Annotated in this window: 11 protein-coding genes; 9 read left to right on the top strand and 2 right to left on the bottom strand. The window is 58.5% G+C overall.

Going from position 1 to position 13,530, the window contains the following annotated elements; all coding sequences use genetic code 11:
* Positions 1–24 precede the first annotated feature (24 nt).
* Entirely contained in the window at positions 25–1,884 is a 1,860-nt protein-coding gene (locus ABIE13_RS07870) for an O-linked N-acetylglucosamine transferase family protein (protein ID WP_354442584.1), read from the top strand.
* Here the strand turns inward: ABIE13_RS07870 and ABIE13_RS07865 are convergent.
* Positions 1,857–3,278: a short-chain fatty acyl-CoA regulator family protein gene (locus ABIE13_RS07865; RefSeq protein ID WP_354442583.1), complete on the bottom strand. Its 1,422-nt coding sequence runs from the start codon at positions 3,276–3,278 to the stop codon at positions 1,857–1,859. The two genes, ABIE13_RS07870 and ABIE13_RS07865, sit on opposite strands and share 28 nt — an antisense overlap.
* A 161-nt stretch (positions 3,279–3,439) precedes the next feature.
* On the opposite strand from ABIE13_RS07865, the gene ABIE13_RS07860 reads away from it, so the two are divergent.
* From ABIE13_RS07860 to ABIE13_RS07840, 5 genes are all read left to right on the top strand, one after another.
* Positions 3,440–3,838 carry an acyl-CoA thioesterase gene (locus tag ABIE13_RS07860; RefSeq protein WP_354442582.1) on the top strand — a complete coding sequence of 133 codons (399 nt, stop codon included), beginning with the start codon at positions 3,440–3,442 and terminating at the stop codon, positions 3,836–3,838.
* The gene (gene prpC / locus ABIE13_RS07855; RefSeq protein WP_354442581.1) at positions 3,835–5,004 is read left to right on the top strand and encodes a bifunctional 2-methylcitrate synthase/citrate synthase; all 1,170 of its coding nucleotides are present in this window, start codon (positions 3,835–3,837) and stop codon (positions 5,002–5,004) included. The genes ABIE13_RS07860 and prpC overlap by 4 nt, the downstream gene beginning before the upstream one ends.
* A 25-nt stretch (positions 5,005–5,029) precedes the next feature.
* Positions 5,030–7,663, top strand: coding sequence for a Fe/S-dependent 2-methylisocitrate dehydratase AcnD (gene acnD / locus ABIE13_RS07850; RefSeq protein WP_354442580.1), 2,634 nt, complete (start codon positions 5,030–5,032; stop codon positions 7,661–7,663).
* A 74-nt stretch (positions 7,664–7,737) separates the two neighbouring features.
* Complete coding sequence (prpF, locus tag ABIE13_RS07845; protein WP_354442579.1) at positions 7,738–8,916, top strand: 2-methylaconitate cis-trans isomerase PrpF; 1,179 nt, start codon at positions 7,738–7,740, stop codon at positions 8,914–8,916.
* A 138-nt stretch (positions 8,917–9,054) separates the two neighbouring features.
* The gene (locus ABIE13_RS07840) at positions 9,055–9,915 is read left to right on the top strand and encodes an isocitrate lyase/PEP mutase family protein (protein ID WP_354442578.1); all 861 of its coding nucleotides are present in this window, start codon (positions 9,055–9,057) and stop codon (positions 9,913–9,915) included.
* A 461-nt stretch (positions 9,916–10,376) separates the two neighbouring features.
* Here ABIE13_RS07840 and ABIE13_RS07835 read toward each other — a convergent pair whose 3' ends face one another.
* On the bottom strand, positions 10,377–10,862 hold the full coding sequence (locus ABIE13_RS07835) for a cupin domain-containing protein (RefSeq protein ID WP_354442577.1): 486 nt from the start codon (positions 10,860–10,862) through the stop codon (positions 10,377–10,379).
* Positions 10,863–11,045: 183 nt separating this feature from the next.
* Here ABIE13_RS07835 and ABIE13_RS07830 point away from each other — a divergent pair, with 183 nt between their 5' ends.
* From ABIE13_RS07830 to ABIE13_RS07820, 3 genes are all read left to right on the top strand, one after another.
* Positions 11,046–11,825 carry a ferritin-like domain-containing protein gene (locus tag ABIE13_RS07830; RefSeq protein WP_354442576.1) on the top strand — a complete coding sequence of 260 codons (780 nt, stop codon included), beginning with the start codon at positions 11,046–11,048 and terminating at the stop codon, positions 11,823–11,825.
* 115 nt (positions 11,826–11,940) lie between these two features.
* The gene (locus tag ABIE13_RS07825) at positions 11,941–12,465 is read left to right on the top strand and encodes a gamma carbonic anhydrase family protein (protein WP_354442575.1); all 525 of its coding nucleotides are present in this window, start codon (positions 11,941–11,943) and stop codon (positions 12,463–12,465) included.
* Positions 12,466–12,517: 52 nt separating this feature from the next.
* A complete protein-coding gene (locus ABIE13_RS07820) occupies positions 12,518–13,522 on the top strand; it encodes an Hsp33 family molecular chaperone HslO (protein WP_354442574.1) in 1,005 nt (334 codons plus the stop codon).
* Positions 13,523–13,530: the final 8 nt, after the last annotated feature.

Here is a 13,530-nt window from a genome sequence, read left to right as displayed (position 1 = left end):
CCAGTGAGCTCGACGCCACCGACCATGTCCTCTGCACCCTCTATACCTTCTGCGCCTTCTACGCACCCTGCGCCACCCGCGGGCTGGCAAGCTACGTTTTCCGAGGCCGTGCGCCTTCAGAGCGAAAACCGCTGGGAGCAGGCGCTCACGCTGCTTCTGCCTTTGGCCGAGCAAATGCCTCATGAAGCATCGGTGCAGAACCTGACTGCCGTTCTCCTGGCTCAACACGGCCGTCTGGCCGAAGCTGTGGTGCTATGGCAGAGGCTTCTGGCCGCAGACCCGGGCAACGTGGCCTTGGTGGCCAACCTCGGCCGCGCCTGTTGGATGCTCGAGCGTAAGCAGCAGGCGCTGGAGTACTTCAGCCTTGCGGTTCAATTGCAGCCGCAAGATCCGCTGGCATTGCTTAATATGGGCGCGATCCATCAAGGCGAAGGCCGTTTTGAGGAAGCGCTTGCTTGGTATGAGCGTGTCTTTGCTGTGGATCCTCATCATGTGCAGGCACTCTTCAACTCTGCGCAGTTGCATGCAGATGCGGGGCGTTTCACGCGGGCTCACGAGTTGTATAGACGCGTCCTTGCAATTGATTCCAAGCATGTGATAGCCCAGGCGCAGCTGATATTTACCCAACACTATCTCGAGCATCCTTCGCCCGCTCAACTCTCTGCGTTGGCGCGGCGGCTGGGCGCGCAGTGCGCAGCGCAAAGTCCCGTGTTTTCCAATTGGCTGGTGTCCTTTGAACCTGAGCGACCGCTCAGGATTGGGCTGCTGTCGGCGGATTTGCACGATCACCCTGTGGGCTATTTCATTGAAGGCTTGCTGGCGCACTCGGCGGGCAAGGAAGTGACCTGGATCGCCTATGCCAACAATGAAAAACGCACTGCGTTGACGGAACGCATTGCGCCCGCATTTTCGGCCTGGAATGAAGTCTTTCGCTGGTCAGATGACCAATTGGCAGCGCGTATCCGAAGTGATCGTATTGACATCCTGCTTGATCTATCCGGCATGGGCAGCGGCCACCGGCTGGGTGTACTGGCGCGCAGGCCGGCACCGGTTCAGGTGAACTGGCTGGGTTACTTTGGCACTACAGGCTTGCCTGGCGTGCAGGCAGTTATCGCTGATCCGCGGTGTGTGCCGGAACCAGAGGAGCACTGGTTCAGCGAGCGTGTATGGCGGCTTCCTAGTACAAGGTATTGCTTCACGCCTCCCAAGAATGCGCCAGAAGTGGCCGAGTTGCCAGCTTTGCGACAGGGGGCGCTGACCTTTGGATGCTTTCAGACCTTGGCCAAGATCAACCCCAGGGTCATTGCCGCTTGGGCGAGGATTGCGCAGCGTGCGCCCCAGGCGCGCTGGCGGATTCGCTGCGGCGTGAAAAGCTCCGAAGAGGATCGACGTTCGCTGGCGCAGCGGCTAGTGCAAGCCGGCATAGCCGCAGACAGGTTCAAGGTAGAGGCACCTTTGGAGCGCCAGCGCTATTTGGCTAGCTACGGCGAAATCGACGTGGCGCTGGACACTTTTCCTTATCCCGGTGGGACGACTTCTGCTGAAGCTCTTTGGATGGGCGTGCCCACCTTGACTCTTTCTACGCCGGGCATGCTGGGCCGGCAAGGGGAGCAGATCATGGGAGCTGCCGGCATGGCAGAAAATTGGATCTGCTTCGATGAAGACGCGTACGTGGATAGAGCCGTGGCTCTTGCCCAAAGGTCGGCGTGGCTTGCGCTGGCAGAGCAGCGTCGGGCAATGCGTGAGCAGGTGGCAGGCAGCGCATTGTTCGACAATGCGCGCTTCTCACGCGATTGGCACGAATTGGTGCGCAATATCTGGCGTGATGCTTGTGAGCAAGTTATCTCCAGGTCATCTCAGGGAATTTCCGGGCCGAAACCATAAGGAGTAAAGCGGCTCGTGTTTTCATCGACATCGAGCGCTCGGCCAATGAAAGGAAAGGCGCGTTGTGGGCAGGCGTCGCGTTCACAGACTTTGCAACCCATGCCGATGGGGGTCGCCGCGTCCGGGGCGTTCAAATCCAGGCCATTGGCGTAGACCAGTCTGTGGGAGTGGCGAACGTCGCAACCCAGGCCTATGGAAAAAACCTTGCCAGGCACGCCCCAGCCGCGCGCGCCACTGGAGATGGTGCGCGCAATCCACATGTAGGTGCGACCGTCTGGCATGCGTGCGAGCTGCGGCAAGATGCGGCCAGGCTGGCCAAACGCTTCATACACATTCCATAGCGGGCATGTGCCACCTGTCCGGCTGAAGTGAAAATGCGTGGCGGACTGGCGCTTGCTGATATTGCCTGCCCGGTCTACCCTCACGAAGAAGAAGGGTACGCCCGGCGAGCCCGGGCGCTGAAGGGTGGAAAGGCGGTGGCAAATCGTCTCGAAGCCCACGCCAAATCTCTGGCTCAAACGGTCAATGTCGTGACGTAGCGTGTCTGCCGCTTGTAGAAATTCCCCATACGGCAGCAGCAGTGCCCCTGCGAAGTAATTGGCCAGCCCCACACGTGCCAAACGGTGCGCGTCACCATCTTGCGTAAAGGGCGGGACGTTGATCATGGAATCTATGGCGTCGCTGTGCTCAAGCAAGGCCAACTGCGTGGCCAGTTGAAATGCCAGCTGTCCCGGTGCCAGGGTGTCAGAGACCAGCACCGTGCGACCACTTCCGTCATAGCTGCGCTTGCCAGCGCCTGCGTCTTGCGTGTAGAGCACGCGCACGCCGTGATTTTTTTGCAGCCGCCGAGTCAGCCAATCTGCCAGATGGGTGCCGCGCGCCTGTGCCTCTGCGGCCAAGGCTTCTGCCGCACGGTCTAGCGCGTCAAAGTGGTTCTGATGAGAAAAGAAAAAGTCTCGCACGGCCTCAAACGCCATGGCGCGGGGCAGGGCGGTGTCAGAGCGTTCATCTCCTAGCCTCAGCGAGACAGATTCGGCACGGTCCAACGCTTCAACGTTGCGCCTGTGCAGCGCCACGACTGCGCGGGCTAGCGCAGGCATTTGCGATGCAACTTCCTTCAGTTCAGGCAGCGTGATAGGTTGGGGTGCGTCAGCCAGTGCCTCTTGCAACGCCGCCACCATGCGGGCTTCTTCATCCTCAGAAAACTGCTGTACATCTACCCCCAGCACCTGACTGATCTTGAGCAAGACCCCTACCGTCAATGGTCGCTGGTTTTGCTCCAGTTGGTTGAGATAGCTGGGAGACAGCCCCAAGGTCTGCGCCATGAGGATCTGGCTCATCCCGCGTTCGGCCCTCAACCTCCGCAGCTTGACGCCCATGAAGGTTTTTTTCATGGCTTGAAGCGCCGTACTTCTGAGGACAGCGATGTCCGTGACGTGGCCGTCGTACTACTGCTCGTAAATTCGCAAGATTCGCAGATTTGCAGAAATTCATTTGCTTTCATTCGCATTTTTAGCTCTTTATGGGTAGGCGTATTTTGCGTAAATTGCGAAGTATGACAAGCCCCCAAGGAACTAGCGAGCTGCAAGAACTGGTGTTGCCTGTGATGGCCAACCATCACGGCACCCTGTTCGCAGGGCAAGGCCTGCAGTTAATGGCGAAAGCCGCCTTCCTGGCTGCGCGCAGCCTCGCCCACCGGGAGGTGGTGATGGGAGGCGTGACTGGCGTCGAATTCACCGCGCCAATCCCTGTGGGCTACACGTTGACCCTGCGCGCGTGGGTGAGCCGGGTGGGTTGTAGCTCCATGACGGTGTGCGTCAGTGGCTATACAGAAGCACCTGCGGCCCCGCCGGAAGAGGCGCTGAAGGGGGTGTTCGAAATGGTGGCGATCGACGGCAAAGGTCGTCCAACAGCCATTGAATCCAACTATATGAAACAGGAGTTCCGATCATGAATGCCATCACTGCCGAAACCGTCGTCACAGCGACGTTCAAGCCCAAGAAGTCAGTTGCCCTTTCCGGGGTGACCGCCGGCAATACCGCGCTCTGTACCGTCGGGCGCAGTGGCAACGATCTTCACTATCGCGGCTATGACATTCTGGACGTAGCCGAAGTTTGTGAATTCGAGGAAATCGCCCATCTTCTGGTGCACGGCAAACTGCCCACGCGGGCAGAGTTGGCTGCCTATAAGGCCAAGCTGAAAGCCATGCGAGGCTTGCCGGTCAACGTGAAGCAGGCATTGGAGGCTGTGCCCGCTGGAGCTCATCCCATGGATGTCATGCGCACCGGCGTGTCCACGCTGGGCTGCGTGTTGCCTGAGAAAGATGACCACAACACACCAGGTGCTCGGGACATCGCTGACCGCCTGATGGCCAGCCTGGGTTCCATGCTGCTCTACTGGTATCACTGGAGCACCAACGGCAAGCGGATTGAGGTCGAAACAGAAGATGACTCCATTGGAGGCCACTTTCTTCATTTGCTGCACGGAGAGTCGCCGAGCGACGCATGGGTGCGTGCCATGCACACCTCACTCAACCTCTATGCCGAACACGAGTTCAATGCGTCTACATTCGCTGCACGTGTGATTGCAGGCACCGGCAGCGACATGTATTCCTGCGTTGCAGGCGCCATTGGCGCGTTGCGCGGGCCCAAGCATGGGGGCGCCAACGAGGTCGCTTTTGAAGTGCAAAAGCGCTATGACAGCCCCAACGATGCCGAGGCCGATATTCGTCGCCGTGTGGATGCCAAGGAAGTGGTCATCGGCTTTGGTCACCCTGTCTACACCATCAGTGATCCGCGCAACGTAGTCATCAAGGATGTGGCCAGGCGTCTGTCTGAAGACGCCGGTTCCACCAAGATGTTTGACATCGCCGAGCGACTTGAAACCGTCATGTGGGAGGTCAAGAAGATGTTCCCCAATCTCGACTGGTTCAGTGCCGTGAGCTATCACATGATGGGTGTTCCGACGGCCATGTTCACTCCACTGTTCGTCATCGCTCGCACCAGCGGTTGGGCTGCTCATGTGATCGAGCAGCGTGTGGACAACAAAATCATTCGTCCAAGCGCCAATTACACAGGTCCTGATGATCTTAAATTTGTGCCCATTGAAGCACGCGGCTGAAGCAGAGAAAATTTCTTGACCGACGATGAACACCGACCATAGAAAAATACTCCCAGGGACTGAGCTTGAATATTTCGACACCCGTGCCGCAGTTGATGCTATTGAAGCCGGTGCGTGGGAAACCTTGTCCTATACCGCTCGGGTCCACGCTGAAAATCTCGTTCGCCGCGCGGACCCGGAGCGGTTGTCTGAATACCTCGGTCAACTCATAGGGCGCAAGCGCGACATCGACTTCCCCTGGTTTCCCGTTCGGGTTGTGTGCCATGACATTCTGGGTCAGACGGCGCTTGTGGACCTGGCGGGTCTTCGTGATGCCATTGCGAAAGAAGGGGGAGACCCGGCGGCAGTAAACCCGGTCGTTCCGGTTCAGCTCATCGTCGATCACTCCCTGGCCGTTGAATGTGGCGGTTTCGAGCCCGACGCTTTCGATAAAAACCGCGCCATTGAAGATCGGCGCAATGAAGACCGGTTTCACTTTATCGAGTGGACAAAGAAAGCCTTTGCAAACGTTGATGTCATCCCGGCAGGCAACGGCATCATGCACCAGATCAATCTGGAAAAGATGTCGCCCGTGATCTACGTGCAAAAGGACAAGAGCGGCAGCGTGGCCTTTCCCGACACCTGCGTGGGAACGGACAGCCACACGCCGCACGTGGACGCGTTGGGCGTCATTGCCGTAGGGGTAGGGGGCCTGGAGGCCGAGAACGTCATGCTGGGCAGAGCTTCCTGGATGCGCTTGCCGGACATCGTGGGGGTGGAACTCACAGGGCATCGTCAACCCGGAATAACGGCCACCGATATCGTGCTCGCACTGACCGAATTTCTGCGCAAGGAAAAGGTAGTGGGTGCCTACCTGGAGTTCTTTGGCGATGGTGCGCGAACGCTGAGCATTGGCGACCGGGCCACCATCTCCAATATGTGCCCCGAATACGGGGCAACCGCCGCCCTTTTCTTCATAGACCAGCAGACCCTGGATTACCTGAGATTGACGGGGCGTGAAGAAAAACAGGTTCGGTTGGTTGAAACTTACGCCAGGCATGCAGGCTTTTGGGCAGATTCTCTGCGTGGCGCGCAGTATGAACGTGTCCTGAAGTTTGATCTGTCTACAGTGGTTCGCAATATGGCGGGTCCGTCCAACCCGCACCGGCGCCTGCCTACCTCACAACTTGCTGAGCGCGGCATAGCGGTGGACCTTGCCAACGCGAAAGCGCAGGAGGCGCAAGGCCTCATGCCTGATGGCGCAGTCATCATTGCGGCCATTACCAGCTGCACCAATACCAGCAATCCGCGCAACGTGATCGCAGCAGCGCTGCTGGCACGCAACGCCAATCGCCTGGGCCTGGTGCGCAAGCCCTGGGTCAAGACATCGCTCGCACCCGGGTCCAAGGCGGTGGAGCTGTATTTGAAGGAGGCCGGCCTGCTGACGGAACTGCAAGCGCTAGGCTTTGGCATTGTGGCCTTCGCGTGCACCACCTGCAATGGCATGAGTGGCGCGCTCGATCCCCAGATTCAGCAGGAAATCATCGACCGAGACCTCTACGCCACTGCCGTACTATCGGGTAACCGGAACTTCGACGGTCGCATCCACCCCTACGCCCAGCAGGCGTTCCTCGCGTCGCCACCACTGGTGGTGGCCTATGCGATTGCAGGCACGATGAGGTTTGATATTGAACGCGATGTGCTCGGTGTGGTGGAGGGCAAGGAAGTGCGCCTGAAGGACATCTGGCCGGCTGATGAGGAAATTGACGCTGTGGTGCAGTCCGCAGTCAAGCCAGAGCTGTTTCGCAAGGTGTATGAGCCCATGTTTGCCATCCAAGCTGACGATGGACAAAAAGCTACTCCGCAGTACGACTGGCGGCCAAGCTCGACCTACATCAGACGACCCCCTTACTGGGACACAGAAGGTGTCGGTGCACTCGCCGCCAACCCGCGGACCTTGAAGGGCATGCGACCACTGGCGCTGCTGCCAGACAACATCACTACCGACCATCTCTCGCCGTCCAATGCCATTTTGCTGGATTCAGCTGCAGGTGAATACCTTGCCAGAATGGGCTTGCCGGAAGAGGACTTCAACTCGTACGCCACGCACCGGGGCGATCACCTCACGGCAATGCGCGCAACCTTTGCCAATCCCACCCTCAAAAATGAAATGGTGCGGAGTGAAGATGGCAGCGTAAGAGCAGGTTCCCTTGCAAGGTTGGAGCCAGAGGGCAAAGTGGTGCGCATGTGGGAGGCCATGGAAACCTACCTGAACCGCCGGCAACCGTTGATCGTCATCGCAGGTGCAGATTACGGGCAAGGCTCGAGCCGAGATTGGGCTGCCAAGGGCGTGCGCCTGGCGGGGGTGGAAACGGTGGTGGCAGAAGGTTTTGAGCGCATCCACCGAACCAACCTGATCGGGATGGGGGTGTTGCCGCTGGAATTCAAACCGATGGTGAGCCGCATTACGCTGGCGCTTGATGGCACGGAAACTTACGATGTACTCGGTGAACGCACACCCGGCTCGGACCTTACGCTGGTCGTGCATCGCACCAATGGTCAAATCTTGATGGTTCCCGTCATCTGCCGCCTGGATACGGCAGAGGAAGTGTCCGTCTATGAGGCCGGTGGGGTCCTGCAGAGGTTCGCGCAGGATTTTCTGGCTTCGAGTGAGGCATGAGCGTTCATGATGGCCTTGCTCCGGGTCCGTCAAGAACAAGAGAGACTTTGTTGGCTTTTGAACATTGAGTTGAGATGACACCTTCTCCGCAAATCAAGATTCCCGCCACCTACCTGCGAGGTGGCACCAGTAAAGGCGTTTTTTTCCGTCTGCAAGACCTGCCCGAGGCGGCCAGGCAGCCGGGGCCAGCTCGTGATTCATTGTTGATGCGCGTGATCGGCAGCCCCGATCCTTATGGCAAGCAGATAGATGGTATGGGCGGGGCTACCTCGTCCACTTCCAAAACGGTCATTCTTTCGCCGTCCGAGCGACAGGGCCACGACATCGACTACTTGTTCGGTCAAGTCTCGATTGACAGCGCGTTTGTGGATTGGAGTGGCAATTGCGGCAACCTCTCTGCCGCCGTGGGTCCCTTCGCCATCATGAGCGGCATCGTTCCCAAGGAGCGTATTCCGGCTAATGGCACTTGCACCTTGCGGATATGGCAGGCCAATATAGGCAAGACCATCATTGCTCACGTGCCGATGACCAACGGCCAGGTGCAGGAAACGGGAGACTTCGAGCTTGATGGAGTCACCTTTCCAGCCGCTGAGGTGCCGCTCGAGTTTCTCGACCCAGCGGATGAGGGCGAGGAGGGTGGCGCCATGTTCCCAACGGGCAGATTGATAGATGATCTGGACGTGCCGGGGATCGGGGTGCTCAAGGCCACACTCATCAATGCGGGCATCCCCACGATTTTCCTGAATGCCAGCGACATTGGATACACCGGCACAGAGTTGCAGGACGACATCAATGGCGACCCTGCAGCCCTTGCACGGTTCGAAACCATTCGCGCCCACGGTGCGTTGAAGATGAGTTTGATCCAGGATCTGAGCGAAGCCGCCAAGCGCCAACATACTCCCAAAGTCGCCTTTGTCGCGCCGCCTGCTGACTATGTGGCCTCCAGTGGCAAAGCCGTGACGTCCGGCGACATTGACCTGCTGGTGCGGGCACTGTCTATGGGTAAATTGCACCACGCCATGATGGGGACCGCTGCCGTGGCCATAGGTGTCGCGGCAGCGGTTCCCGGCACCTTGGTCAACCTGGCGGCCGGGGGAGGTCCGCGCCAGGCTGTGCGGTTCGGACACCCCTCCGGAACCCTTCGCGTAGGTGCTGAAGCCGTGCTGGAAGACGGCGAATGGAAAGTGACCAAAGCGCTGATGAGTCGAAGCGCCAGGGTGCTGATGGAGGGCTGGGTGCGCGTGCCTGGTTAGTCACCTTCGTGGAGCGCCTGGTTCAACAACACCTTTTTGTGAACCGGATAGCATGACTCCAAAGCGGTCGTGATGGAGAACGATGGAAGACAAATCGTCAGATCGCGGAGTTCAATAGTCAACCGAACTGAAAGAACAATGTCTACACGCAAGCAACTCAAACAACTTGTGGAAGCACGTCGCGGCGTGCTGGTCCCTGGCGCATTCAATGCTCTTTCCGCCAAAGTGATTGAAGACCTGGGCTTCGAAGCGATCTACATTACCGGCGCCGGCGTCACTAATATGTGGTTCGGCATGCCCGACCAGGGCTTCATGGGCCTGGCCGAGATCGCTGACCACACGGCGCGCATTCGTGACACCGTGAGCGTCCCGCTGTTGGTGGACGCGGACACGGGTTTTGGCAACGCCCTGAATGTTTATCACACAGTACGAACGCTGGAGCGCGCCGGGGCTGACTGCATTCAATTGGAAGACCAGGTTGCTCCCAAGCGATGCGGTCATTTTTCAGGCAAGGAAGTCATTTCCACAGAAGAGGCTGTGAGCAAGATCAAGGCGGCGGTGGATGCCAGACGTGACTCTGATTTGCTCATCATGGCTCGAACCGATGCAGCGGCCACTCATGGATTTGAGGCCGCGGTGGAGAGGGCTCAGAAATTCGCAGAGGCGGGTGCAGACATCCTCTTCGTCGAAGCAGTGACCAAAGCCGAAGAGGTTCGAGCGCTTCCTCAACGCCTGTCCAAGCCGCAACTCATGAATATGGTCATCGGAGGGAAGACGCCCATCTTCAACGCCGAACAGCTGGCCGAGTTGGGTTTTGGCATCGTGCTTTATGCCAATGCAGCCTTGCAAGGTGCGGTGGTCGGCATGCAGAACACTTTGAAGGTCCTGCGCGACGAAAAGGAAGTCCGGGAAGACAGCGGCCTCGTTGCCACGTTCAATGAGCGGCAGCGGCTGGTAAGCAAACCGGAATGGGACGAGTTGGAAAAGCGTTACAGCTAATCATCCAAGTTCGTGCTCTGAGTCAGGTGCCTTCGCGAAGAGGGCGGTTCCCCTGGGACCGCCGAGCTCCTGCTCGGCATCTTCGCGTGTCAGCAAGCGCTGCAATGCCAAGCTGGAGCTTGGCGCTCCCAGGGAATACCGGACTTGCCCGCGCTGCGCTCAACGACACTCGAGGTGAACTTGGATGATGAGGCTGTTCTTCCTGGGAGCGCCAAGCTCCAGCTTGGCATGGGGGCGTTTGCGGGGGTGCAGAAATTGCCAAGCTGGAGCTTGGCGCTCCCAGGGTATACCTGACTTGCCTGTGCTGCGCTTAACGACGTTGGGGGTGAACTTGGAAGAGGCTGTTTCGCCTGGGAGCGCCAAGCTCCAGCTTGGCATCTTCGGATGGCTGCAAGCGCCGCAGTACCCATCGTATCGACGATTCGAGGTGCACCTCCTGCCAGCCACCCGGTAAATTCAGGTCAAGCGTGTTTGTCTGGCCGCGCGGCAGGCGGCTGCACCGACCAGCCTGGCGGCTCATCGGTCCCATTTTCTTCGTCCTTCTCTGCGTCGTCGAAGGTCGGGTGAATTTTCCCCGCAGCATGGTGCACCGGCGCGTAGATGGCGTACAAACGGAGGGGCTTGTCGCCTGTATTGACGACATCGTGCCAGGTACCCGCAGGCACCAGAATGCACCATCCGTCTTCTACATCCTGCTCGAAGTCAAGTTGGTCCTTCGCCGGTCCCATCTTGCATTTGCCTTCTCCCGCATCTACGCGTAGAAACTGATCGGTATCAGGATGCGCCTCAAGGCCAATGGATTGACCCGGCTCAATGGACATGAGCGTGACCTGCAAAAACTTGCCGCTCCATGCCACCTCTCGGTAGTGGGAATTGTCCTTGGTCGCTTTTTCGATATCAAAGGCATTTGGCTTGGGGCCAATGTCCTGGACGATGGGTTTGCTCATAAGGGCTCCTTCAGAGGTGTTTTATCCAACAAGATGATTGGAGACGTAAGCTTCCATCCTATCCAATTGACTCGCCCTTGTTCCACCAGGCAGTTAATCCGCATGCAAATGGTTTGGTATTTCATCAGCGCTCCAGGACGGCAGGCCCGCTGGCGAGTGCCGTCATTCGCGTAGCATTCGCGGATGGACACACTTCGCAGCCTCGCACTGGACCTGCTGATCACCACAGACCCTGACCAAAAGGCCGGTCGCACTCGGGCCATGAGCACGGGACTGACCATTGGCGCTGACGACGATATCTTGGCTCGAGGAATCATTCCTGGCAGGCCCGCCAAACCTGTGCTGGTCGCTCATGTCGAGCTGGCTAAAAGGTCGGTATTCACAAAAGAGGGCCGCGCTGCACTCATCCATTCGCTCGCGCATATAGAGCTGAATGCCATTGATCTGGCGCTTGACATCTGCTGGCGGTTCAAGGGTATGCCAGACCTTTTCTATGAACAATGGATGGGCATTGCTCGGGAAGAGGCTCTGCATTTCGAGCTTCTGAGAGACCACCTCGCCACTCTGGATGTCCGCTATGGTGATTTGCCAGCCCACAACGCACTATGGGACATCGCGGAGCGGACCCGGCACGATATCCTTGCGCGCATTGCGCTCGTTCCGCGCACGGCGGAGGCCCGCGGGCTGGATGCATCGCCGCCCCTCAAGGCCAAGCTGGTCAAAGCCGGCGATCACGATGGTGCTGCCATCCTGGACATCATTTTGCGTGACGAAATCGGACACGTGGCGGTTGGAAACCATTGGTACAACTGGTTGTGCCAGCAGCGCGGACTGGACCCCGTGGTGACTTATGCAGAGTTGGCGAAAACCTATGATGCGCCTCGCTTGCGAGGCCCTTTCAACATGGAAGCCAGGCTTGCAGCGGGTTTCAGCCCCCGAGAGCTGGAGTTGATGGGGCAATGACCCCATACCCCATACCCATTAACCAATACTAACGGCAGCCACCTGCAACTCCGGGGCCATAGCGCCCTAAAATTGTCCCCACTATCCCACGACATCCCAACAGGAGACCAGATCAATGGCCGTGTATGAAGTAGACGGAAAATCCCCCCAGCTTGCATCCAGCGCCTGGATTGCGGAATCGGCGGAAGTCATGGGCAATGTCACGCTGGGTCCTGATGCCAGTGTCTGGTTCGGCTGTGTGCTGCGCGGTGACACCGAAAGCATGTCCATTGGAGAGGGCAGCAATGTCCAGGATCTTTCCGTGCTGCACGCAGACCGCGGTATGCCTCTCACGGTGGGCAGGCATGTCACCATAGGACACAAGGTCATGTTGCACGGCTGTACCATTGGCGACGAATCGCTGATTGGTATCGGAGCCATCGTGCTCAACGGTGCCAAAATCGGGAAAAATTGTCTGGTGGGTGCCGGCTCGCTGGTCACGGAAGGCAAAGAATTCCCTGACGGCAGCATGATCATGGGTACACCTGCCAAATTGGTGCGCCAGCTCACGCCTGAACAGATCGAGGGACTGCGCAATAGTGCGCGGCATTACATAGACAACGCACGCTTGTTTCGGGACACCTTGAAGCGGACCAGCTGAACGGTCGACTGCAAGACTTGGATTTGGGCGGCGTGCCCTCACATTGCTTTGAATGTCAGAACTCCATAAATTCATATTCGACGGTCTGCCCGTACGGGGCCAATTGGTCCGACTCACGGACGCTTGGCAGGAGATCCTGCGTCGTCGTGCTGCCAATACCCAAACCGGCGCCTATGCTCCCCCTGTCGCAGAGTTGCTCGGCGAGATGATGGCCGCAAGCGTGTTGATGCAGGGCAACATCAAGTTTGATGGCGCACTGGTGCTGCAGATTTTTGGCGATGGGCCCGTGAAAGTTGCGGTAGCAGAAACCCAGACCGACTTGCGCGTGCGTGCCACGGCGTCCGTGGTGGGCAACGTGGATGCTGGCGCCCGTTTGCCGGAAATGGTGAATCTGCGAGGCAAAGGCCGCTGCGCCATCACGCTCGACCCTTCCGACCGGCGTGACGGGCGGCAACCCTATCAGGGGGTGGTCCCGCTTCAGGATGCAGACGGTCGCAAGCTACAAAGCGTGTCTGAAATGATTGAGCTCTACATGCTGCAATCAGAGCAGCTGGACACCACAATCGTGCTGGCCGCTGACGAACAGGTGGCCTGCGGCTTGCTGATCCAGCGTCTGCCGGGTCAAGGACAGGCCAATCTGTCGCAAAGCAACGTGGCCCGAGAAGACGAGCAGGGTGATCAAGGCGAAGGCGAAGGCGAAGAAGACGACTACCAACGCATTTCACTGCTGGCCCGTAGCCTCAAGCGTGAGGAATTGCTGGAGTTGGACACGGACACCATCTTGCGCCGCCTGTTCTGGGAAGAAAGCCTCCTGCGCTTTCCGCCGCTGGCGGGCGAGCAAGGCCCCCGCTTTGCATGCTCCTGCAGTCGTGAGCGGGTAGGGGTCATGCTCCGAGGTCTGGGTGAATCGGAGATTGAATCCATCCTGGCGGAACAGGGTCAGGTGGAGGTCGGTTGCGACTTTTGCGGACAGCAACAGCGTTTTGACGCCGTTGATGTGGCCCGACTGTTCAAACCGGTCCAGGATTTACCACCTGCCAATCCGTCTATCCAGTGATGCACACG

Origin of the sequence: Ottowia thiooxydans, assembly GCF_040548795.1 — a bacterium.
GTDB lineage: Bacteria > Pseudomonadota > Gammaproteobacteria > Burkholderiales > Burkholderiaceae_C > Ottowia > Ottowia thiooxydans_A.
This window is presented reverse-complemented; position numbering and strand designations above follow the sequence as displayed.

Coding starts and splice junctions, on each gene's coding strand:
- ABIE13_RS07870 (WP_354442584.1), top strand. CDS start 25: ATGTCCTCTGCACCCTCTATACCTTCTGCGCCTTCTACGCACCCTGCG.
- ABIE13_RS07865 (WP_354442583.1), bottom strand. CDS start 3,278: ATGAAAAAAACCTTCATGGGCGTCAAGCTGCGGAGGTTGAGGGCCGAA.
- ABIE13_RS07860 (WP_354442582.1), top strand. CDS start 3,440: ATGACAAGCCCCCAAGGAACTAGCGAGCTGCAAGAACTGGTGTTGCCT.
- prpC (WP_354442581.1), top strand. CDS start 3,835: ATGAATGCCATCACTGCCGAAACCGTCGTCACAGCGACGTTCAAGCCC.
- acnD (WP_354442580.1), top strand. CDS start 5,030: ATGAACACCGACCATAGAAAAATACTCCCAGGGACTGAGCTTGAATAT.
- prpF (WP_354442579.1), top strand. CDS start 7,738: ATGACACCTTCTCCGCAAATCAAGATTCCCGCCACCTACCTGCGAGGT.
- ABIE13_RS07840 (WP_354442578.1), top strand. CDS start 9,055: ATGTCTACACGCAAGCAACTCAAACAACTTGTGGAAGCACGTCGCGGC.
- ABIE13_RS07835 (WP_354442577.1), bottom strand. CDS start 10,862: ATGAGCAAACCCATCGTCCAGGACATTGGCCCCAAGCCAAATGCCTTT.
- ABIE13_RS07830 (WP_354442576.1), top strand. CDS start 11,046: ATGGACACACTTCGCAGCCTCGCACTGGACCTGCTGATCACCACAGAC.
- ABIE13_RS07825 (WP_354442575.1), top strand. CDS start 11,941: ATGGCCGTGTATGAAGTAGACGGAAAATCCCCCCAGCTTGCATCCAGC.
- ABIE13_RS07820 (WP_354442574.1), top strand. CDS start 12,518: ATGTCAGAACTCCATAAATTCATATTCGACGGTCTGCCCGTACGGGGC.